This is a genomic window from Enterococcus sp. H57 (assembly GCF_003112495.1).
Lineage (GTDB): Bacteria > Bacillota > Bacilli > Lactobacillales > Enterococcaceae > Enterococcus_B > Enterococcus_B faecium.
This window is the reverse complement of record NZ_BEHC01000068.1, coordinates 1-22,166: the sequence shown is the minus strand read 5'-3', so window position 1 is coordinate 22,166 and position 22,166 is coordinate 1. Positions and strand designations below refer to the sequence as shown.

Genomic DNA, 22,166 nt, shown 5'->3' with positions numbered 1-22,166 from the left:
GAATGACCAATGGCGAACCACTTGTCATTCGCGGGGTCATGAAACCCATCCCTACATTGTACAAGCCACTTCAAAGTATTGATATCGATACAAAAGAACCTTACAAAGCAAGTGTAGAACGTTCGGATAGTACAGCAGTTCCTGCAGCTAGCGTCGTTGCGGAAAATGTTGTAGCCACTGTGGTAGCGACAGAGCTATTGTCAAAATTCCCAAGTGATTCGCTTGTTGAGTTGAAAGTTGCAGTGAAGGAGTACCGTGACTACTTGAAACATTATTAAAAAGGGGGCAAATAAGATGGCACAACATGTTTTTATCGTGGGGCTTGGACTGATTGGTGCTTCTATGGCACTTTGTATTCGTCAGACCAATCCAGAACTGATAGTAGTTGGTTGGGATAGTCAGTCAAAAACCCGTGAGCAAGCAGTAGAACAGCAGATCGTTGATTACGTTGCAAGTGATTTTGAAACAGGTGCAGAACAAGCAGACGTTATCTTATTAGCCGTTCCCGTCCGTACAACCTTAGCTTATCTTGATGTCCTTGAAAGAACCAACTTGTCTGATCACGTCATCATTACGGATGTCAGCAGTACGAAGCAGCAAGTCGTGACATCCGCTGAGCAGAAAAATCTTCGGTTTGTCGGTGGACATCCAATGGCTGGTTCTCATAAATCAGGTATACAGGCAGCAGATGCTAAACTATTTGAAAATGCCTATTACATCTTTACACCTTTGGAAAAGACGAAAAAAGATGTTGAAAAACTGCAAGAACTATTTTGCGGAACCAAAGCAAAATATGTAACTCTTACAGCAAGAGAACATGACCGTATAACAGGAATACTAAGTCATTTTCCACATATTCTGGCAGCTGGCTTAGTCAATCAGGCAGAACAATTCAATCAAGAGTATCCGCGAGCCAAACAACTGGCAGCAGGAGGCTTTCGAGATATCACTAGGATCGCTTCCTCGGATCCTGTTATGTGGACAGATATTTTGTTGAGCAATAAGCAGATATTATTGGAACGATTGGCGGATTGGCAGCAAGAAATGGCACAAATAGCAGAATGGATCATGACTGAGAACCAATCGGAAATCTTTTCTTTTTTCAATCGGGCAAAAGAAAGTCGAGACCAGTTGCCTATCCATAAGCAAGGCGCGATTCCTGCCTTTTTTGATTTATTTATCGATGTGCCAGATGAACCTGGCGTGATTGCAGAAGTAACTGGACTGATCGGAAAAGCGGGAGTTTCTTTGATTAATTTGAAGATCCAAGAGACCAGGGAAGATATTTTAGGAATACTGCAAATCAGTTTTAAAAACCAACAGGATTTGTTACAAGCAAAAAGAATCATTATGTCTAATACCAGTTACCATTGCTGGATCAAATAGGAGGCTGGATAAATGCAATTATTACAACAAATACATGGATTAAGAGGAACTGTTAGGATACCAGCAGACAAATCAATTTCTCATCGCAGCATCATGTTTGGGGCAATTGCGGAAGGAACGACGACTATACAAAATTTTTTGCGCGCAGAAGATTGTCTGAGTACTTTACATGCCTTCCAGCAATTAGGCGTTGAAATCGAAGAAGAGGAAGAGATGATCAAGATTCATGGTCGCGGTAGCCACTCATTTGTCCAACCAACCGAATCAATCGACATGGGAAACTCCGGTACGACCATACGTTTATTGATGGGTATTTTGGCTGGACAGCCTTTTACGACTACTCTGTTCGGGGATGCTTCGTTGTCTAAACGTCCAATGGGGCGAGTGATGGAACCTTTACGCGAGATGGGCGCTGACTTGCAAGGAAAAGAGAATGAGCAGTATCTACCAATCACTGTGACAGGAACCAACTCTTTATCACCTATCCGATACAATATGCCTGTAGCCAGTGCGCAAGTCAAATCTGCTTTGCTGTTTGCGGCATTACAAGCAGAAGGCACATCCGTAATCGTTGAAAAAGAACGTTCCCGTAACCATACGGAAGAAATGATTCGTCAATTTGGCGGAAGGATCTCAGTAGAAGGTAAAACAATCACGGTAACAGGACCACAAAAATTAACTGGTCAACAGATAACTGTTCCAGGCGATATTTCATCGGCTGCTTTCTTTCTAGCAGCAGGGCTTCTTGTTCCGGAAAGCCAACTGTTATTAAAAAATGTCGGGGTCAATCCAACAAGAACCGGTATCTTAGATGTGCTGGAGGAGATGGGCGCAGCGATTACCCATACGAATCACAATGAACAGAACCAATCGGCTGATTTAAGTGTCAAGACGAGTCATTTGAAGAAAGCAACGATTGGTGGAGAAATCATTCCACGTCTGATTGATGAATTGCCCATTCTAGCTTTAGTGGCTACTCAAGCAGAAGGAATCACGATCATCAAAGACGCAGAAGAATTAAAAGTAAAAGAAACCAACAGAATTGATGCGGTGGCAGAAGAATTACAGAAAATGGGAGCAAAGATAAAAGCGACAGCAGACGGTCTGATCATCCATGGGCCGACACCTCTGCAGGGCGCAAAAGTGTCCAGCAGAGGCGATCATCGAATCGGTATGATGCTGCAAGTAGCTGCTTTGATAGCTGATGGACCTTGCGAACTAGAAGGAGCTGAAGCTGTTTCAATCTCTTATCCGGCATTTTTTGACGATTTAGCAGAACTTGTGTCAGGAGGAGAAGCTCATGGCTAGCATTTTGCTGATTGGTTTCATGGGCGCTGGAAAAACAACAATCGGTAAAGGGTTAGCTCAACGTTTACAAAAAGAGTATGTAGATTTAGATACAAAGATTGAGGAACATATCCAATTGTCGATTGCCGAATATTTTCACTATTACGGTGAAAAAAGCTTTCGAAAAGTGGAGTCAGATATTTTAAGAAAGCTGTCAAATGAAGATAAAATTATCGCGACTGGTGGAGGGATTGTCCAAAGTGCAGAAAATCGGCGTTTTTTAAAAACACAGCCGATTGTTCTTTACTTAGAGGCAGAAGCGGACTGTCTAGTTGATCGTATCCAACAAGATGAAACGTCTATTCGACCTTTAGCTCTTGGAAAAACAAGAGAAGAAATAAAAGCATTATTGGCACAACGACTTTCTTGGTATGAAGAAAGTGCGACACATCGAATCAACACGACCAATCAAACACCAGAAAAGATCATCGATACCATTATAGAAAGGATCAAAAGCATATGAACGTCAGCTATCTAGGGCCAGAAAGTTCATTCACTTATCAGGCGGCTTGTCAGCTATTTCCTACAGAACAATTGACTGCGTATGCTTCCATCCCTGCTTGTTTGCGCGCTTTGTTTCGCAAACAAGTCGATCTGGCTGTCGTTCCTGTAGAGAATTCATTGGAAGGATCTGTTCATCACACAATCGATCTTCTTTCCAAACATCCAGAAGTCGAAGTTAAAAGTGAAATCGTTCTTCCTATCAAGCAGCAGCTTTTAGGCAATCCAGCAACAAAGATTACAAAAATCCTTTCACATCCACAAGCACTAGCACAATCACAACAGTTTTTAGAAACGCATTATCCTAATGTTCCTTTAGTAGCAACAGAATCAACAACTGCTGCAGCAATGTATGTAGCAGAACATCCGAAAGAAGACGCAGCAGCGATTGCTTCATTAGAAACAGCACAGCATGTTGGATTGGAGATCTTAGCTGAGAATATCCAAGATAATGAGTTGAATCAGACACGTTTTTGGATCATAGGTGACCGAAAGATCACCAGCCAGCAGTCAGCTCCAGTAAAAATGAGTGTCATCTTGACACTACCTGCTAATCGGCCAGGGATGCTTCATAAAATGCTGGCAGCTTTTGGCTGGCGGGAAATCAACTTAAGTAAGATTGAATCCCGACCATTGAAAACTAGCTTGGGAGAATATTTTTTCGTGATCGATTTGTTGTTGGACCGCCCAATGACATTAGTAGAGAATGCGCTCCAAGAAATCAAGATGCTCGGAGGAGAAAGTCAAATATTGGGCTGTTATCCAGTGCTGACAGTAGAAGAGACGCGTAGATGAAAGTCAAGAATACTGATTGATTTATTTAACTTAAAATAAAAAAATCAGCGCTTGGCTATTCTTTATTTTTGATATTCTGATTGATTTTTAGGAAGAAGCGGTAGACAAATCGTTACAGTCGTTCCTGTCCCAATCACTGATTGGATCGTTAAGCCATATGCATCGCCATACATTAGGCGTATCCGCTCATCTACATGGCTGATGCCGATTCCTGAAAAATGATCATTTTTTTGTTTGGTATTTTCAGTATCGAAGCCATCGCCGTTATCAATCACTTCGAATAAAAGAAGCTGATTTTTTGTTTTGCCGTACACCGTGATGAATCCTTGCGTTTTATTGTGAAAAGCATGAAGATAGGCGTTTTCGATAATTGGTTGAAGGATCATATTCGGCATAGATAATGACTGCAGTTCATCAGGAATCATTATTTTAGCCGAGATTCTTTCGCCATATCGCATACTCAAAAGATCGATGTAACTTTGTACGCTTTTGATTTCTTCCTTGACTGGAATCACTTCTTCTTTTTTCCCAATCGTACTTCTTAGTAAAGTAATGAAACTGTCGATTCCTTGAACTGCTTCATCTGTTTTTTTCTGCCAAATCAAAAATTTCAAGCTAGTCAGCGTATTATAAATAAAATGGGGCTGTATCTGTGCTTGCATAGTTTGGATTTCAAGCGAACGTTTCTTCTTTTCGTCTTGGATCGTCTGTTCATAATGATGCTGAGCATTACTTAGCAATTGATTGATCGTATTCCCTAGCAATTGGACTTCATGGCTTCCTTGTACAGGAACAGTAGCTTTTAAGCCATCTTCCTCTAGCCGTTTTAGCGAATCAATCAAGCGGTAGATCGATTTTGTGTGTCGATCCAAATACATAAATACCAATGAGCCAGCAAAAGCAAGTGTCACGATATTATACAAAATAATCGGAAAAATCACGCCCATTTGGTTAGACAAAGAATGAAGATCGACTTGACTGAGTAATGTACAATCCTGGCGGTACAAAGGAAGACGGGTCAACTGCTGTCCATTTGAAATCGTTGTTTCACCTACTGTTAGTTTTTTGAAAATCATTGATCGGCTCCCAATTGTATTTTCTTCATTTGATGCGATGATCGTCTGTTCTTCGTTCATGAAGGAGATCTTCGATATCTCAGGATTTACTACAGATTGAAAAAGATTCGCTAGTTGCTTGGATGAGATCGATAAAACAGCATATCCGTAAACGTGATTCAATGTATTTTTCAGTTTTTTGACAAAGAAGACGCTGGGTGCTTTCTTATCGCGAAGAGTCAATCCGTGGTGTGCAAAAAGCATTTGTGTATCAGCAGCACGTTCATTCACTCTCTGAGCAATCGCAGATTGAAAAAAAGAATCGGCAGATACGGCAGTGAGCATGTCGTTTCCGACAAAAGTTCTTCCATTTTCTCCAAAGATCAATACATCGTAATCGATCATTGGATGGATTTTTGAAAGAGAGTCATTCATTTTTTGGATTGTTCTTAGTTGCTGAAGCTGTTCCATATGTTGGGCTGGATCATTGGAAAAATAGCTTTCGACAGCTGGATTAGAATCAAAAGCGGCTAATGTATTCTCGATTGTATCATTCAAGCTTTCAAATTCAGATTGGATCTTTTTTAGTACCACATCATTCGATTGATTGAACAGCTGGATATAGGCATCCCTTGATCGATGATAAATAAACAAAGAGATGACGATGGCTTGCAGAAAAAGACCGATGAACAAAATGAACAGAAGTTTGGTAAAGAGTTCATGCTCTTTGATTTTTTTTCTCATTTTAAAAAAGTTCCTTTACGGTATTGAGAAGGTGTCATTCCTGTCTCTTCTTTAAAAACTCTGGAGAAATAACCCAGTTCGGTATAGCCGACTTTCTCACAGATTTCCGTCAAAGTAAGCCGTGTTTCCGTCAAAAAGAGCTTGGCTTTACTGATACGGACTTTTTTTAGATATTTTGAAAAGTTGATACCAAATTTTTCAGTAAAGATGGCTGAGAGATAGCTATATGAAAAATGATATTTTTCGGATAAAAGTTGTAAATTGATTTCTTTCTCATAATTTTCCTGGACGAACTCGTAGATCAAAGTCAAGATATCTAAATTGTCTTTTTTTGCATTTGCAGAAAAGTGGGTGAGTTTCTCAAGTGTTTCTTTGACAAGAATAGAAAAATCTTCGAAATACTCAGCATCGGCTAATAAAGAAGGAAGGGCGATCTTGAGCAAAGAAAGTTCTTCATTCCCAACATGCTCGTCAGCCAAAGCGTTGAGTAATGCATAGAAACGATTGATTGCCTCATGTTTCAAATAAGCTGGATCAATAGGCTGTTCCAATATCGTCGTGAAGAAATTCTCAAGTTCTTTGACAGCTAAAGCGTAGTCTTTATGAACGATTTTTGTTAAATAACTACTTGCTTGCTGCTCGTGGTTGGTTAATAACGGAAGAAGTTCATGCTGATAAGCAAGGTTCTTTCCCTTATGATAGAAACGTTGTCCTTTGGTGCAATTTCTGATCTCTTGGAATATTTCATTGATATCTTGGATTGCAAAAGAATCAGAAACAACAAAAAAATCACCTGGAAAAACTTCTTGACGAAACTTTTGAACAAACTTCCTAAGTGTATCTTTGGAATCAGTATTGATTACATAGCCGGATTCTTCCGAAAAGGTGGAAACAGGATAAATAGTAAACGAATCATCGCTATCCATCAATGAATGGGTGATCGACTATTTTTGTTTAGAGCCTTGTTTTGAACTGAATGGCCGTTTTTCGGTATATAACAGAAAAAACAGGGTCTGTTCAAAAAGAAGAGGGTCAAGCAATGGACGAGTTTGTCCAGCAATCTGCTGTGAAAGATTCTCGCAGATCTGCTCATAACGATTGGTGATTGGGCTTTTGTTGGGCTTTTTTTTGATTTTTTGTGAAACGGCAGTTAAGGAATTTAGAAAAAAATCAGGACTCAATCGAGGCTTTAAAAGATAATCAGCGACGCCTTCTTTAAAAGAATCTTTAACCATATCAAATTCATCATAGCTAGAGAGGATAAGGATCTGTGTTTCAGGTTGTTGCTGTTTTAATAGCCGCGATAATTCGATTCCATTTAATTCAGGCATCATTACATCTGTGACCACGATATCGATTGCATGTACCAAAGAAAAATCAAGCGCTTTCAATGGGCTGGAAAAAGTCCCTATTAATTGAAACCCGTGCTCAGACCAATTGATCAACTGTTTCATTCCATCTAAAATCGTCTGTTCATCATCGATAAGAATTACGCGTATTGGCATTTTTTTACCCGCCTTAAGAATAGTCTTATAATTTAAAAATACTTATTTCTAGGAGAAAATGCAAGGATATTTTTATTTTAAAGAAACCTCACCATTTCGATCTTTGGTCTAGATGCTAAGATTATTCCTTTTGTCATAGTTGATTTGTATTTTTTTATTATTTTAGGAGAAATTTTTGAAGTATCTGAATAATAAAGAAACCGTTTTCAATTTTTGGTATGATGAATGTAGCAAACGTAAACAACTAATGGATGGAAAAGGAGCGGATAAAAATGAACATCAGAAAGTTAATTGCTGGAGTCGTTTGTTTAGCGGCAGCATCAGGTTTCTTAACAGGATGCGGAAGTGCTAGTAGTACAGCAGACAACGAAGAAAAAGTCACTGTCTGGGCGTGGGATGAGACATTCAATACCAAAGCAGTGAATGAAGCAAAAAAAGTTTATGAGAACGAAGAAACAGAGATAGAAGTTGTTACGATGTCTCAGGATGATATCGTTCAGAAACTGAACACCGCTTTAGCGAGCGGGAATACAGAAGGATTGCCCAATATCGTCTTGATTGAAGATTATAGGATACAAGGCTATTTGACTTCTTATCCAGATGCATTCGCTGATTTGTCTGCTATTGTAAAGGAAGATCATTTTGCACCGTATAAATTTGCGGTAAACAAAGTAGGAGATAAAATATACGGTGTTCCTTTCGATTCGGGCGTAACAGCAAACTTCTATCGTACGGATCTGATGGCAGAAGCAGGTTATACAGAAGAGGATATGGATAATCTAAAATGGGACGAGTATATTCAAGTAGCGCGAGATGTCAAAGAAAAGACGGGAAAGAAAATCGCTGAAGTCAATCCTTCTGACCTTGGTCGAGTAAGGATGATTATGCAACAGGCAGGAGAGTGGTATACATCTGAAGATGGAGAGACAGTCACGATCCAAGTCAATGCATCTTTAAAGTATGGTCTTGAATTGTTTGCCACTATTTTGAAAGAAGATCTAGTCGAACAAACCTCTGACTGGAATGCTGGAGTAACTGCGATACAATCAGGAGCAGTAGCTTCTAGCCCAACTGGCGCTTGGTATTCTTCAACGATCCAAGGAGCAGAAAACCAATCTGGAAAATGGAAGATTGCACCAATACCTGCACTTCCAGAAAATCTGCAAAAAGCGCAAGCTTCTAACCTTGGCGGCGCTGGCTGGTATGTGATCAAAGGAGTAGCTGGAGAAGATTCAGCGAAAGATTTCCTAGAAGCAACGTTTGCTTCGAATGAAGAACTGATGGGCACTCTTGCGAAAGAAATCGGACTTGTATCTACGATGCTTAGCGCGAATGAACAAGAAGCTTCTGAATTTTACAGTGGTCAAAAGATCTTTGACGATTTTTCAACATGGACATCTGAAATACCAGAAGTGAATTACGGACATGAGACCTATGCAATTGAAGCAGTCGTAGCTGAAGCTCTTCATCGAATCATCAATGGAGAAGAGACAGACAAGGTACTAGCAGATACACAAAAACAAGTAGAAGCACAATTGGCTAATTGATCGGTGGTAAAAAAGTGAATTTCTTCGCTTTTTCATCAGACAAACGAAAAGACAAAAAAGATCACGTCTGCCTTACAGATGTTGTCTTTCTTGTCTTTTCATGTAGATAATCAATGATAGAATTGGAGGGAAAAGAATGAAGCAGAAAGATTTATTCAAAAACGGGCATGCTTTTTTAATCTTGCCAGTCATTTTGATATCAATCATGGTTTTTATTCCGATGGTTTTGGCTTTGATCACGTCTTTTCAAAGTGGTCCCCCTGTCAATATGACATTTAACGGGTTAGGTAATTATCAGCGGATGTTGACAGATGCAACTTTTAAAAAAGCTTTTTTTAATACATTCCTGTATTTACTTGTACAAGTACCGATCATGTTGTTTCTAGCACTTTTTATTTCCAACCTTTTAAATGATAAAAAGTTGAAATATAAAGGGTTGTTTCGAACCGCTATCTTTCTTCCATGTATCACTTCGATGGTCAGTTATTCTCTGATCATGAAAAGTCTATTTTCTCAATCTGGCCTTGTAAACAACTTGTTGTTGGGCATTGGTATGATTGACACACCGATTGGCTGGTTGACTCATCCAATTTGGGCGAGAGTTCTGATCATTCTTTCAATCACTTGGCGTTGGACTGGATACAATATGATTTTTTTCCTTTCAGGCATGCAAAATATTGATTCGGAGATTTATGAAGCAGCATCTATTGACGGTGCTTCTAAATGGCAGCAGTTTATCAAAGTGACGATCCCAAATTTAAAACCAATCATTTTGTTTACTTCCATTACTTCGACGATCGGGACATTGCAGCTTTTTGATGAAGTACAAAATATTACTGGCGGGGGACCAGCAAATGCAACGACCACCCTATCTCAATACATCTATAATTTGAGTTATAAATTCACGCCTAATTTTGGATATGCGGCAGCAGTTTCCTTTGTTATTGTTTCCTTTATTGTGATATTGTCGATAATCCAAACGAAAGTAGGAGGAGAAAGTCGATGAAAAATATGGTAGAAAAAGAAACAATCGAACGCCCCAACGTCAAAAAACATGCATTAGAACTTCGTTCGACAATTGGGTCAGTATTAAAGTATACAGCATTAAGCATCCTATCATTTATTTCCATTTTCCCTTTTGTCTGGATGGTTTTGGGAATGACGAATACACCCGTGGATATCACATCGGGAAAAATAAAGATTGGCAGTAACTTGATCATCAATTTTCAAAATTTGTTTTCCAATGAGCTGAATTTTACTCGTTCCCTTTGGAATTCAGCGATGATCGCTTTGGTGACCACTGTGTTTGCATTGCTGATTTCGTCAATGGCAGGATATGGATTTGAGATTTATCAAAGTAAACGAAAAGACCTAATTTTCAATATTCTACTGCTATCGATGATGGTTCCTTTTGCGGCATTGATGATCCCTTTGTATCGAATGTTTTCACAATTGAACGGAACGGTTTTGGGAATCAACAGTTTCTTGGTTGTCATCCTGCCATCTGTTAGCACTGCTTTTTTGATCTTCTTCTTTCGACAAAATGTTAAATCTTTTCCAAAAGATCTAGTAGAATCCGCTCGATTAGACGGTCTAAAAGAACTAAGTATTTTTTTTAGAGTGTATATGCCGACGGCTAAAAATACCTATGCCGCGGCTGCAATCATCACATTCATGAGTAGCTGGAACAATTATTTATGGCCCTTAGTAGCTTTGCAATCTCCTGATAAACGGACGGTTCCGCTTGTTTTATCTGCTATGGGTGCTTCCTATACACCAGACTATGGAATGATCATGGCTGGATTAGTCATCGCTACTTTACCAACTGCCATCGTATTTTTTGTTTTGCAAAAGCAATTCGTTCAAGGAATGATCGGCTCTGTAAAATAAAAAAAACACAATAAGCGCGTTCCTTCAAAGTCATTTTTCCAAGTAAAAAGATACTTTTGGGAAGCGTGTTATTTTATGTTGAGAAAATTTAAATGATAACGTTTTAAGTTTGTGCTCGAAAACTCTTTCATTTTAAGGTAAACTTAAAGAGTAAAGGAGGAGGATACATGCTAAAAAATTTTAAAGAAGTGATTGCTGCTATATTGCCGATGACTGTCCTGATTGTCATTTTAACGTTTGTTTTTGCACCGTTAGAAGGAGAAGACCTCGCTTCATTTCTGGTTGGTGCGGCAATCATGATGATCGGAATGACGCTCTTTTTGTTTGGAGCAGATTATTCTATGATGGAAGTCGGAGATCTAGTAGGGAAATATATGATCAAAAAGAAAAGTTTGACTGTTTTGGTCAGTTTGGGATTTGCTATCGGGATCGTGATCACGATTGCTGAACCTTCCGTGCAAGTTTTGGGACAACAAGTATATGATATATCTGACGGAGAGATTGGCAGAGTGTTGCTGATTGGGATCGTCAGCGTCGGCACTGGAGTATTTTTAGCCTTTGCGCTACTTCGGGTCGTATTCAAGCTATCCTATTATCAATTGATGGCTATAGGCTACATAGGCGTTTTGATCGCCTCATTTTTCACCAGTTCCGAATTTATGCCGATTGCTTTTGATTCGGGCGGAGTAACTACTGGTCCAGTAACTGTTCCGTTTATTTTGGCCCTTGCCGGAGGGATGACTAGCATGATCAAACAAAAGAAAAATGAAAATGACAGTTTTGGAATGGTCGGTATTGCTTCGTTAGGGCCGATTCTTGCCGTGATGATTTTGGGGGTGATCTTCCAATGAGTTTCTGGCAGCAAGTGATAGATGGAATCGAAATCGTTACCATGGAAGTCATTTTGGCAGTGGCACCTATCGTAATCCTATTTGTTTTAATGAATATCATTAGTTTTCGTATGCGCAAAAAGCGTTTCTTTGACATTATGAAGGGTTTCTTGATAACGACTATTGGGTTGATCCTTTTCCTGCACGGAGTCAATATGGCTTATGTACCGGTAGGACAGCATTTAGGCAGTGCTATTGCGGGATTTCCTTACAATTATATACTGGTTCCCCTTGGCTTTTTGATGGGGTTCCTAGTAGGGTTTGCTGAGCCGGCGATTCATGTAATGGTCAAACAGGTTGAAGAATTGAGTGAAGGAAGGATCCGGTCGAAAGTCATGCTGATGGTGATTTCGATTGGGATTGGCGCAGCAGTAGGGTTGTCTATGTGGCGTTTGCTCGTCGGATTCTCTCTTTATTATTTCTTGATCCCAGGATATGGGCTAGCATTTATTTTAGGACGAAAAGTGGACAAGATCTTTTTAGCAATGGCTTTTGACAACGGTGGAGTAGCAACGGGTCCGATGTGTTCGACATTTATTTTATCAATGAGCGTGGCGATCGCTGCACAAATTGAGGGAAGAGATCCGATCATTGACGGGTTTGGTGTGGTTGCAATGATTGCATTGACACCAATATTATCCACTTTAGTACTAGGATATATTTATAAACGAAAAGATGAAAAAGACAGAATCGAAAAAGAAAGATTGCAAAAATTGGGGGAAAGCAAATGAAAGATCTTGTAGCATTGAATCTTCACATGATTGTGACGATCGTTGACGGAGGAATGGGCGAAGATGTTATCGACTTTTCAAAAGAAGCAGGTGCAGCAGGCGGAACGATCTTACATGGAAGAGGTTCTGGTGTACATGATTCAGGGAAATTTTTAGGTTTGGACATTTCGCCAGAAAAAGATATTGTGTTGACATTAGTACCCGATAGTTTGACGAATAAAGTAATGGATGCGATTGGTCAAGGCATCAACATCGATATTCCAGGTAATGGTATTTGTTTTAGTATTGATGTAGACAAAGTCATTGGTATCACTAAGATTCATCAATATCGAGAAATTATCGGAATGCAAGAACTTTTAGATGAAAATAAAGATAGAGAAAAGTCTGAATCATAGACAAGCGTTTGAAGAGGAAATAAACATAAACAAGAAGGCGGATGAGCGTTATTTCCGCTTTTTTGTTTGTATTTTTCTCGTGAATACTTATGAAATAGTAAATTTTTATGAAATTCTACTCTAAGCATCAGACTTTCTTTTCAAAATATGCTATTTTAAAAATGATGAAAAAAGGGGGAGAAAAATGAATTTTTTAGTTGTTTTAAAAGATACTCTGATTGAGCGATCTACATTTCTATATGTTCAATTGCAGGAAAATAAAACATTGCTGCATTTTTCACCAGAGTTCCATCTAGAGGGGCTAACATTAGGAGAAATCTATCAAGCAGAAGGGCTGTCGGCTGTTTTGCACTTTTTTAAGGTAGAATTGGAATTACCAGTAAAAGATTATATCGAGCTTTCTCTTGAATCTTGGGATCGAGCAGTGGTTGAACTGTTTCCAGAAGGTTTAATGATCGATACAAACGATGGGAAGATCCATCTGACTGCAGCAGAACTGCAAAAACAAATGCGTTATCAAATAGATGACGAAAATTCTTTTTCTATTTTTAGACGTCAGCAAAAGATTCTAAAAAGCTTTTTAAAAGTGATCAGTAAAAAACGGAATCTGATCAAAACGACACAGCTGTTGAAAAAATATCCAGGTCTGCTTCACACGTCTATTCAATTTCCTCAATTGATTACGATGATCCATCGTTTTATACGTATGCAACAGCTACCATCTAAGAAGCTGTTTCTTCCATTGACGGACACATTTCGAGTAGTCAACAGAGAAGATAAAAAGAAAGTGATTGTGATTGACTTTACCAGAAATCGGAATGTCCTTCACCAAGTTGCAATGGAAAAGGCCAATTAAGGCTTTTTCTTTTTAGATTTTTTTGTCATAATAAATATTAGATGATGGAGGAGATAATATTATGCAAACATGGTTAGAAAGGCTAATACGATTTCAGCAGAACTATCACAAACTTATGCAGGGAAGATATGCGAAATTTGATCAGTTGAATCGCGGTCTATTGATCGCTGCGCTTGTCTTTAGTTTGCTAAGTCGTTGGTTGCCCTATAGAATCGGACAATTGTTGTTCATCGTCTTTTTCGGATGGATGATATTTCGTTTCCTATCAAAAAAAATCTACCCCAGACTAAATGAGAATCAACGTTATTTGAAATATCTTGATAGAGTCAAAGAAAAATATCATCAGATAACAAACAAAAAGCAAGCTAAAATGGATCGAAAAAGTTATACTTTTTTTGAGTGCCCGAATTGTCATCAAAAGCAGCGTGCGCCTAAAGGAAAAGGACGAATACGCGTGACATGCAAAACATGTGGTATAAAATTCGAAACGAATGTTTAAGGGAGAAAAGAATGAAATTAGTATTATTACGTCATGGCGAAAGCGAAGCAAATTTTGAAAATTACTGGACAGGATGGCTAGATGTCGCCTTAACAGAAAAAGGAAAAGAACAAGCAGCAGTAGCCGGTCAAAAAATGCTTGAAGCTGGCCTTCAATTCGATGCCGTTTATGCCTCTGTTTTGAAACGTGCGATTCTTACCGGACAAGTCGCACTAGAAGAAATGGGTCAGTTATGGCTTCCTATAATAAAAACATGGCGTCTAAATGAACGGCATTATGGGGATCTTGTGGGTAAAAACAAAGATAAGATGAAAGAAATATACGGAAAAGATCAAGTAAAAAAATGGCGCAGAGGATATACGGAAGTTCCGCCGTTAACCGCAGAAAATAGATTTGACCGCAGATATGATCACTTGGACCCGCATTTAATCCTATACGGAGAAAGTCTGGAAATGACAGTGAATCGGATCATTCCCTTATGGCAAGATCATCTAGCACCAAAACTAAAAGATCGGCAAGATTTACTAGTTGTGGGTCATGGTAATAGCATCCGAGCACTGACAAAATATTTAGAAGATGTTCCTGAAGATCAAATGGATACGATCGATATCCCAAATGCACAACCAATCCAGTATACATTAGCAGATGATTTGACAATTCTGGACAAAAAAATACTTTAAAGAACACCTTTATCTAAAAGTGAGAGATAGAAAAAAGAAGCAAAGGAATGGAACAAAAGGAACATGAAAAATTATATATGGGACTTTGATGGTACATTGTTTGATACGTATCCCGCAATGGTAGATGGTGCATGGCAAGCACTAAAAGATTTTGGTATCAGTATGGACAAAAAAGAAATCTACTTCAAAATGAAAAAGTATTCTACTAGTTATTTGATCAATGAATCAAACTTGAATGCCAAAGAGTTTAATGAATTATTTCACCGATATGAAAAAGAAAGTACGGAAGTTTCCCGTCCATTTCCAGAAACGAAACAAGTACTGGAAATGCTAAAAGACAACGGCGGTCGTCATTTCATCCTGACCCACCGTTTGACAGAATCAACATGGGGCCTGTTAAAAGAACATCGATTGGCACATCTGATTGAGGAAGTAGTAGGGATCGATCAGGACTTTCCTCGTAAACCGGATCCAGCATCTTTAAATTATTTGATCGATACTTTTCATTTAGAAAGAACAGACACGATGATGATCGGCGATCGTCGTTTAGATATCGAAGCAGGGAAAAATGCAGGAGTCGCTACTTGTCTTTACGACATCGATCATTTTCTGGGTGAGATCCCGGCAGATTATGTGGTAGGAAATCTGAATGAAATCTGAATGAAATCCTTACCTTGCAGAGCATCATTAAAAAGTAGTATCCCCTTTCAAAGGAGATATGTTATAATTTTCATAAAGGAGTGATAAAATTATATGGAAATCAGAAGACAAAAAGAAGTTGTAGAAGCATTTCATTATGATATGAGATTGCCGAACCAAGAAGTAGAAACAGATTTGAAAGTGGGCTTCTCGCCTTTAAAAGAAACGATCGAAAACTATCCGAAAGAACATAGCATCGTAGGAGCACGCTTAGAGTTCCGTTTAGTGTTTGATACATATGTTTTATCTGGAAGTGTGAGTCAGATCAATCATATCCTCAATCGGAAAATTGAAGGTCAAAATGATGTCACACAAGAAGAAGTGGACGAGCTAGTAGCACCGTTATTCGATATCGTACGCCGAATGTCTTATGAGGTGACAGAGATCGCCTTAGATCAGCCTGGGGTAAAATTGAATTTTCAATCAGAAAAACAAGAATAGACAGTAAAAACATACCTGCGATAGATTAAAGCTATCACAGGTATGTTTTTTTATTACTAATTGTAAGCAAAAAGAATGTCATTTCGATAAAAATCGTCTAAAATATAAAAGTCACTGAAAAAAATTTTTTCAGGAGGATGGTTGAAGAATCATTCTCGGGAACCTTTACTTCCTTCGATGGACTTGTCATTAATAATATGAGGAGGAGAAAAATGACAACACTCATCACAGTTTTAGTGGTTCTAGTTTTTGCGGCATTATTATATGTGTTCTATCGTATGCAAAAGCGCCATACAAAATTTTCAACACGCGTCTTTACAGCATTAGGAGTTGGTATCGTCTTTGGCGGTCTGCTTCAATTGATCTTTGGTGTAGACGACAAAGTCGTTACTCAATCCATGGAATGGATCGGGATTGTAGGTCAAGGATATGTATCATTCTTGCAAATGCTAGTTATGCCTTTAGTGTTTATTTCGATCATTGGTGCATTCACAAAAATGAAAGTTTCTGAAAAGCTAGGGAAAATTAGTGCGACTGTATTGACTTCTTTACTTGGAACAACAGCTATTGCAGCATTGATCGGAATTGGTTCAACAATGCTGTTCGGACTCCAAGGAGCTAAATTTACACAAGGAGCTGCAGAAACAGCACGAATCTCTGAACTGGCAACACGTCAGGAAACAGTTGAAAACTTATCGATTCCACAGCAGATTTTATCCTTTATCCCTAAAAACGTATTTGCTGATTTAGCAGGTAGTCGTGCAACAAGTACGATTGGAGTCGTTATTTTCGCGGCATTTGTCGGAATCGCTTATCTAGGCGTGAAAAGAAAAGCGCCAAAAGAAGCAGCATTCTTTTCAGATTTAGTCGACAGTCTGTATAAAATCATTATGCGGATCGTGACGCTTGTTTTGCGTTTGACACCTTATGGAGTATTTGCTTTGATGACAAACGTTTTGGCAACAAGTGATTTTGCAGCTATCGTCAATTTAGGTAAATTTGTCGTTGCTTCTTACGTAGCATTGCTTGCTGTTTTGATTGTCCACTCACTGATTTTGATTGGTGCAAAAGTCAATCCAATCAACTATTTCAAAAAAGCCTTTCCGGTATTGAGCTTTGCGTTTACTTCACGTTCAAGTGCTGGAGCTTTGCCATTGAATATCGAGACTCAGACAAAAGCTTTAGGAGTAGATGATGCAACAGCTAATTTCTCAGCAAGTTTTGGTTTGTCTATTGGACAAAACGGCTGTGCTGGCGTTTATCCAGCTATGTTGGCAACGATCGTCGCACCAGCAGCTGGAGTGAATGTCTTTAGTTTGGAATTTATTTTGATGCTTGTGGCAATTGTAACAATCAGTTCTTTTGGTGTAGCTGGAGTCGGTGGGGGTGCAACATTTGCTTCACTGATCGTTTTAGGGGCAATGAACTTGCCAGTAGCAATCGTTGGGTTAGTTATCTCTGTCGAACCATTGATCGATATGGCACGTACAGCAGTAAACGTCAGCGGTAGCATGGTAGCTGGTATCGTGACAAGTGCACGCATCAAAGATTTAGATCGCGATGTCATCAATGATGATTCTAAAGTGATCGATGTGAATGCATAGTCATAGTTAAAACATATTAGGAAATATACTAAGATTATAGGGCAAAATCATCGATAGATGATTTTGCCCTATATTTTTTTGTGTGTTTTGAAAACCACCTGCTATGCAGGTGGTTCCGGAAAGCTTCTAGCGAGGTATAAAAAAAGCCACCTAAACTGATAAGATGAGGTTTCCCGACCACCACATCAAAAAGTTTAGGAGGTACCTTTTTATGAAAAAGGCTACAGAAAGTTTATCACACACTGTTTGGGAATGTAAGTATCATATAGTATTCGCTCCGGAATTTCGTCACCAAATCATTTATGGCAATTATAAAGCAAGTATTGGAGAGATTATACGCGAATTATGCGAAAGAAAGGGCGTTGAGATTTTAGAAGCAAATGCTTGTCCAGATCATATACACATGTTAGTCAGTATCCCACCAAAAATAAGTGTCTCTCAATTTTTAGGTTACCTAAAAGGAAAAAGTAGTCTAATGATTTTTGATAGACATGCAGAACTCAAATATCGTTATGGAAATAGAAAGTTTTGGTGTAGAGGATATTATGTGGACACAGTAGGACGAAACAAGAAAAAAATTGCAGAATATATTCGTAATCAATTAAGAGAAGACCACGTAGCAAATCAGCTTACATTGTTTGAAGAAGTTGATCCGTTTACTGGAGAAAAAACCGGAAGAAACACTAAGGGCTTCTTTGAGAAGCAGCGAGTAAATGTGGAGCAAGAGGGAACCGATTCGGTAAGCTTTTCAGGCTTAGGCCGGTAAAAGAGGCTTTCAGTCGCAGAACAAACCACCCGTTCATACGGGTGGTTTTGATTATTTTTGGATTATAGTGAGGAGTGAAAGAAAGTTCGAACAAAATCGTCCTTCTTATTTACGTATGTTGAGACTATAAGTTACATGATTTTCGGCCTAATCTAATAGTTTTGTTCAACCATTTAAACTTAATTGCGTACTTACCTATCCTTTTAAGCTTATCAGTGAAGAATCAAACTCTCTATACTAGCTTTTATTTTATCAGATAAATAGCTCAGAAGATCATGGTAGGCGTATAAATAATTCATGTAGAGAATTCACTTTTTATGCTATCCTAAAACTAATAAAAAGATTATTTGGTCTTACTCACTACTTATTTTACTTTAGTTGGAGGAAAACAAATGAAGTATGAAGAATTAAAACAAATCTTTCTTCAAGAAAATGAAATTGAAAAAATTCAACGCATAAAAGGCTACAATGTAAATGATCAAAATTTACCATTTGGAGAAATTGATGTGCCTAAAATGCCTGGCTATAATTTTTTAAAGAAGGAAATATTTATATTAGTAAACATCATCGCTATTCAGCGATGCCTAACCATACACATGAGTTTGTTGAATTTAACTATATGCTTTCTGATACCTGTACACAGTATGTCAATGAAACAAAGATAGAATTGAAAGAAGGAGAAATCATCCTATTGGATAAAGACATTGTCCAACGTATCGATCCATTAACTGAAAATGATTTATTGATTAATATCTTACTGAAAGATGAGTCAATTACGACCGATATTATTATCAATATGGTTAAATCGACAGGATTAGTGAACGAATTTTTGATGAACGCATCAAATAAATCAGGGAAACACGACGTATTTCATCATTTTCATTGTGGAAAAAATGAAGAAGTTCAACTGATCCTCCATAAACTAGTTTGGGAATATGTTTATAAAAAACGCTATTATATGCGAGAGGCAAACTTGTTGTTGTCAGTTTTGCTTATTGAATTAACTCGAGTGATTGAAGAAGAAAGCTTGGATAACTATCAAGAAAAAGATGAAGAGATTATCCAAATCATCAGGTATATTGAAACCAACTTTAGGCATCTTAGCTTAAAAGCATTGGCTAAAGAATTTGGGTATAATGCAAATTATATGGGAAATAAATTGAAGAAAGAGACGGGACGAACATTTCAAGAGTTGATCAATATTGCGAAATATCATACAGTACTAGAATTGATGAAAGAAACGGATAAAAGCATAGAAGAAATTGCCTATGATATTGGCTTTCACTCGCTACCTTCCCTCTATAAATTATTTGCCAGGTTTACAGATAGAACACCAAAACAAATGAGAGATCATCTAATGCATCATTGACTCCAAAAAGATTTTCCTGAAAAAGGAAAGTCTTTTTCTGTAGTTTGGATAAAAAAAGCTGTATTTAGACCATGGCTGAAATGTTGTAGTGCGCTTACAATTGCCTTGTAAGCTGATCAGCTGATAAAACAGAAATGGAGTGTTTGAGTTTGAATAAAAAAAACAATTCAGTCGTCAAAAAGTATTCTCCTTTAGCAACCGCTGCAGGAATCGGATCAATGCTAGGATCAGGTTGTATCGTTGGATTGTCAGCAACGATTCCAGTTTGGCAAAAGGGGTTAGAGTTAACAACGGGGCAAGTAGGGATTCTTTCAGGAAGTTTAACTTTTGCGATAGCTTTTGGTTCCATGTTTGCCGGAAATATTACTAGAGGTTTCGGTCTGATTCGATCATTTAATTGGCTTAACCTTTTTTATGGTATTGGTGCAGCAATTTGTATTTTTTCAACGAGTTTTTTGATGTTACTCGCAGGATTAATCATCATGGGTATTTCTTCTGGTGCTGATTTGCCCATTAGTTTAACGGTAGTTTCTCATGATGCCCCAGATGAAACAACGTCTGCGCAATTAGTTTCTTCGACACAGATTTTTTGGCAGATTGGTGTTTTTATTTCGTACATTTGTTCTTTCCTACTTTCAGGTGTTCAAGGTGTATTAGGTGCACGGCTCGTGTTTGCTATTTTGTTTGGATTTGCCGTTATCACATGGCTATGGCGCACATTTTCTACTAAGTTCAAAACTTCCATGAAGAAGGGTATATCCGCCAAGCTGCCAATAAGGTAATGACAGAACATGACCATGAAGTCTCATTCAAAACGGTTCTTTTTGGAGAAAATAAGCGAAAATATTTAGGATTCTTTTTAGCTATCATTACTTTTTATGTATGTTGGAATCTACTAGCAAATACGTGGGGGCAGTTCCAAACGTATGCTTTAACGAATGCTGGAGCTAGTCAAACACAAGCAACTGGATTAGGAATCATTTTGAATGTTGTTGCTTTAGGTACAACGATTGTTTTTACTTCTATTTCTGGTGGGAAATATCGAAATAAAGCTTTTTTTGTAGGTGCTTTCGTTCAATTTGCAGCTATGCTCGGAATGGTTTTAATCGGTGGGGGCGCAGGTTTTATTGCTTTGGCAACGACGATTGCTTTTTATAATTTTGGTAATCCTTTAGCTGGGGAAGCCATTTATAAAGTATGGACACAAGAATCATTTCCCGCAGAAACAAGAGCATCATTGCAAGGATTTATCAATGGTTTTTCACGATTATGTTGTGGACTTTTCGCATTTGTTACGCCTCACTTAGTAATGCCAGATCATATTCAATCTTCGATGATTGGCTTTGCTTGGATCGTTTTAGTAGCAACAATTGCTGGTATTGTCATGATGCGGTTACAAAAGAAATATGGAACATCTGAGACACGAGGGACAGAAGATCTTCAAGACACTAATGTCACTGCTTGAAAAATTGACCAAGTAAGGAGAATAAATATGGCATTTACTTTTCAAATAAATAACGATGTAGTTTGGGATTATGATCAGAAATTATTGAAAAAAGCAGAAGAAAATATTCCAAAACTAATTGAAACAGAAATTCAACCAATTCGAATTGTTGAAAAAATTCCTGCACAACAACGTACCAATGAGTTTAAACTTCAAGATAGTCAAAAGGACATCTGCACATTAGCTCAGTATTCACTGGGAAGAGGTGAGTCCATCATCTTGGATTTAGGGGATCATTATGTCGGTCAATTTAGTATTGATATCGATTCTGTTGGTTCACCGATGGATGCACCTTTGTATTTACGCTTGAAATTTGCAGAAGTACCTTCTGAATTATATGCCCGTTCAGAGGACTACGAAGGCTGGTTGTCACGTTCCTGGATTCAAGAAGAATATCTTCATCTTGATACGTTACCTACTACACTGCAATTACCTAGGCGCTACAGCTGTCGTTATGTAGAACTAACAGTTATTGATACCTCTCCTAAATGGCAAGCAAGTTTTAGTAGTCCAAAATTTATAGCAAAAAGTTCTGTTTCAATGGCACAAGTACCTACGATGACGATCGAAGACAATACTTTAAAGGCAATCTACGATGTTTCTGTAAAAACACTTTTAGATTGCATGCAGACCGTCTTTGAAGATGGTCCTAAACGAGATCGAAGATTATGGTTAGGCGATCTACGTCTTCAAGCACTAGCTAATTACTATACTTTTAATGATTTGTCTTTAGTCAAACGATGCTTGTATCTTTTTGGCGGAATGCGGACAAATGAAGGGAAAATACCTGCTAATGTTTTTACAGAACCTAAGTTAACACCAGATGATACGTTTTTGTTTGATTATAGCCTCTTTTTTGTTACTTCCTTATACCCGTGGTGCTAGTTAATTTTTTCCTAGAGGAAAATGTCTAAACATGTTGGTAAATCAACAAAAAAACGCATATAGTAGTCTCAAAACTC

General features: G+C 38.2%; 19 protein-coding genes and 5 pseudogenes. 21 read left to right on the top strand and 3 right to left on the bottom strand.

Features of this window, described 5'->3' with window-relative positions; translation table 11 throughout:
• From DIZ30_RS13785 to pheA, 5 genes are all read left to right on the top strand, one after another.
• Positions 1–278: chorismate synthase (locus DIZ30_RS13785; RefSeq protein ID WP_234414811.1), on the top strand; the 278-nt coding region annotated here is incomplete at its 5' end.
• 16 nt (positions 279–294) lie between these two features.
• On the top strand, positions 295–1,386 hold the full coding sequence (locus tag DIZ30_RS11655; RefSeq protein WP_109023223.1) for a prephenate dehydrogenase: 1,092 nt from the start codon (positions 295–297) through the stop codon (positions 1,384–1,386).
• 12 nt (positions 1,387–1,398) lie between these two features.
• On the top strand, positions 1,399–2,694 hold the full coding sequence (aroA, locus tag DIZ30_RS11650) for a 3-phosphoshikimate 1-carboxyvinyltransferase (RefSeq protein WP_002323997.1): 1,296 nt from the start codon (positions 1,399–1,401) through the stop codon (positions 2,692–2,694).
• Positions 2,687–3,196 carry a shikimate kinase gene (locus DIZ30_RS11645; protein ID WP_002295213.1) on the top strand — a complete coding sequence of 170 codons (510 nt, stop codon included), beginning with the start codon at positions 2,687–2,689 and terminating at the stop codon, positions 3,194–3,196. Before aroA ends, DIZ30_RS11645 begins: the two co-directional genes overlap by 8 nt.
• On the top strand, positions 3,193–4,029 hold the full coding sequence (pheA, locus tag DIZ30_RS11640) for a prephenate dehydratase (protein ID WP_049143614.1): 837 nt from the start codon (positions 3,193–3,195) through the stop codon (positions 4,027–4,029). The genes DIZ30_RS11645 and pheA overlap by 4 nt, the downstream gene beginning before the upstream one ends.
• 62 nt (positions 4,030–4,091) lie before the next feature.
• Here the strand turns inward: pheA and DIZ30_RS11635 are convergent, their stop codons facing one another.
• The 3 genes and pseudogenes from DIZ30_RS11635 to DIZ30_RS11625 form a co-directional block, all read right to left on the bottom strand.
• Positions 4,092–5,828: a sensor histidine kinase gene (locus DIZ30_RS11635; protein ID WP_002326952.1), complete on the bottom strand. Its 1,737-nt coding sequence runs from the start codon at positions 5,826–5,828 to the stop codon at positions 4,092–4,094.
• A complete protein-coding gene (locus DIZ30_RS11630) occupies positions 5,825–6,754 on the bottom strand; it encodes an AraC family transcriptional regulator (RefSeq protein ID WP_002324001.1) in 930 nt (309 codons plus the stop codon). The genes DIZ30_RS11635 and DIZ30_RS11630 overlap by 4 nt, the downstream gene beginning before the upstream one ends.
• A pseudogene (locus DIZ30_RS11625) lies at positions 6,754–7,333 on the bottom strand (response regulator). Before DIZ30_RS11625 ends, DIZ30_RS11630 begins: the two are co-directional and overlap by 1 nt.
• 272 nt (positions 7,334–7,605) lie before the next feature.
• Here DIZ30_RS11625 and DIZ30_RS11620 point away from each other — a divergent pair.
• The 16 genes and pseudogenes from DIZ30_RS11620 to DIZ30_RS11545 all read left to right on the top strand — a co-directional run.
• Complete coding sequence (locus DIZ30_RS11620; RefSeq protein WP_109023221.1) at positions 7,606–8,880, top strand: ABC transporter substrate-binding protein; 1,275 nt, start codon at positions 7,606–7,608, stop codon at positions 8,878–8,880.
• A 136-nt stretch (positions 8,881–9,016) separates the two neighbouring features.
• Positions 9,017–9,886 carry a carbohydrate ABC transporter permease gene (locus tag DIZ30_RS11615; RefSeq protein WP_002289132.1) on the top strand — a complete coding sequence of 290 codons (870 nt, stop codon included), beginning with the start codon at positions 9,017–9,019 and terminating at the stop codon, positions 9,884–9,886.
• Positions 9,883–10,770, top strand: a complete 888-nt coding sequence (locus DIZ30_RS11610) for a carbohydrate ABC transporter permease (protein ID WP_109023220.1) — start codon at positions 9,883–9,885, stop codon at positions 10,768–10,770. Before DIZ30_RS11615 ends, DIZ30_RS11610 begins: the two co-directional genes overlap by 4 nt.
• A gap of 167 nt (positions 10,771–10,937) precedes the next feature.
• Complete coding sequence (locus tag DIZ30_RS11605) at positions 10,938–11,621, top strand: DUF1538 domain-containing protein (RefSeq protein WP_002296409.1); 684 nt, start codon at positions 10,938–10,940, stop codon at positions 11,619–11,621.
• Complete coding sequence (locus DIZ30_RS11600) at positions 11,618–12,391, top strand: DUF1538 domain-containing protein (protein ID WP_002324006.1); 774 nt, start codon at positions 11,618–11,620, stop codon at positions 12,389–12,391. The genes DIZ30_RS11605 and DIZ30_RS11600 overlap by 4 nt, the downstream gene beginning before the upstream one ends.
• Positions 12,388–12,786, top strand: coding sequence for a P-II family nitrogen regulator (locus tag DIZ30_RS11595; protein ID WP_002324007.1), 399 nt, complete (start codon positions 12,388–12,390; stop codon positions 12,784–12,786). The genes DIZ30_RS11600 and DIZ30_RS11595 overlap by 4 nt, the downstream gene beginning before the upstream one ends.
• A gap of 184 nt (positions 12,787–12,970) precedes the next feature.
• Positions 12,971–13,642, top strand: coding sequence for a transcriptional regulator (locus tag DIZ30_RS11590; RefSeq protein WP_002295199.1), 672 nt, complete (start codon positions 12,971–12,973; stop codon positions 13,640–13,642).
• A 58-nt stretch (positions 13,643–13,700) separates the two neighbouring features.
• Positions 13,701–14,141, top strand: a complete 441-nt coding sequence (locus DIZ30_RS11585) for a hypothetical protein (RefSeq protein ID WP_002324957.1) — start codon at positions 13,701–13,703, stop codon at positions 14,139–14,141.
• Between the two features lie 11 nt (positions 14,142–14,152).
• Positions 14,153–14,821, top strand: a complete 669-nt coding sequence (locus DIZ30_RS11580; RefSeq protein ID WP_109023219.1) for a 2,3-diphosphoglycerate-dependent phosphoglycerate mutase — start codon at positions 14,153–14,155, stop codon at positions 14,819–14,821.
• Between the two features lie 63 nt (positions 14,822–14,884).
• Positions 14,885–15,481, top strand: a complete 597-nt coding sequence (locus DIZ30_RS11575; RefSeq protein ID WP_234414810.1) for an HAD-IA family hydrolase — start codon at positions 14,885–14,887, stop codon at positions 15,479–15,481.
• A gap of 93 nt (positions 15,482–15,574) precedes the next feature.
• Positions 15,575–15,961: a DUF1149 family protein gene (locus DIZ30_RS11570; RefSeq protein ID WP_002291995.1), complete on the top strand. Its 387-nt coding sequence runs from the start codon at positions 15,575–15,577 to the stop codon at positions 15,959–15,961.
• A gap of 212 nt (positions 15,962–16,173) precedes the next feature.
• Positions 16,174–17,565: an L-cystine transporter gene (locus DIZ30_RS11565; RefSeq protein ID WP_002295194.1), complete on the top strand. Its 1,392-nt coding sequence runs from the start codon at positions 16,174–16,176 to the stop codon at positions 17,563–17,565.
• 211 nt (positions 17,566–17,776) lie between these two features.
• Positions 17,777–18,235: pseudogene (gene tnpA / locus DIZ30_RS11560) on the top strand (IS200/IS605 family transposase); the annotation flags it as partial.
• Between the two features lie 488 nt (positions 18,236–18,723).
• Positions 18,724–19,700 (top strand): annotated as a pseudogene (locus tag DIZ30_RS11555) (AraC family transcriptional regulator).
• Positions 19,701–19,834: 134 nt separating this feature from the next.
• Positions 19,835–21,165 (top strand): annotated as a pseudogene (locus tag DIZ30_RS11550) (MFS transporter).
• Positions 21,166–21,192: 27 nt separating this feature from the next.
• Positions 21,193–22,074, top strand: a pseudogene (locus DIZ30_RS11545) (alpha-rhamnosidase); the annotation flags it as partial.
• Between the last annotated feature and the right edge of the window lie 92 nt (positions 22,075–22,166).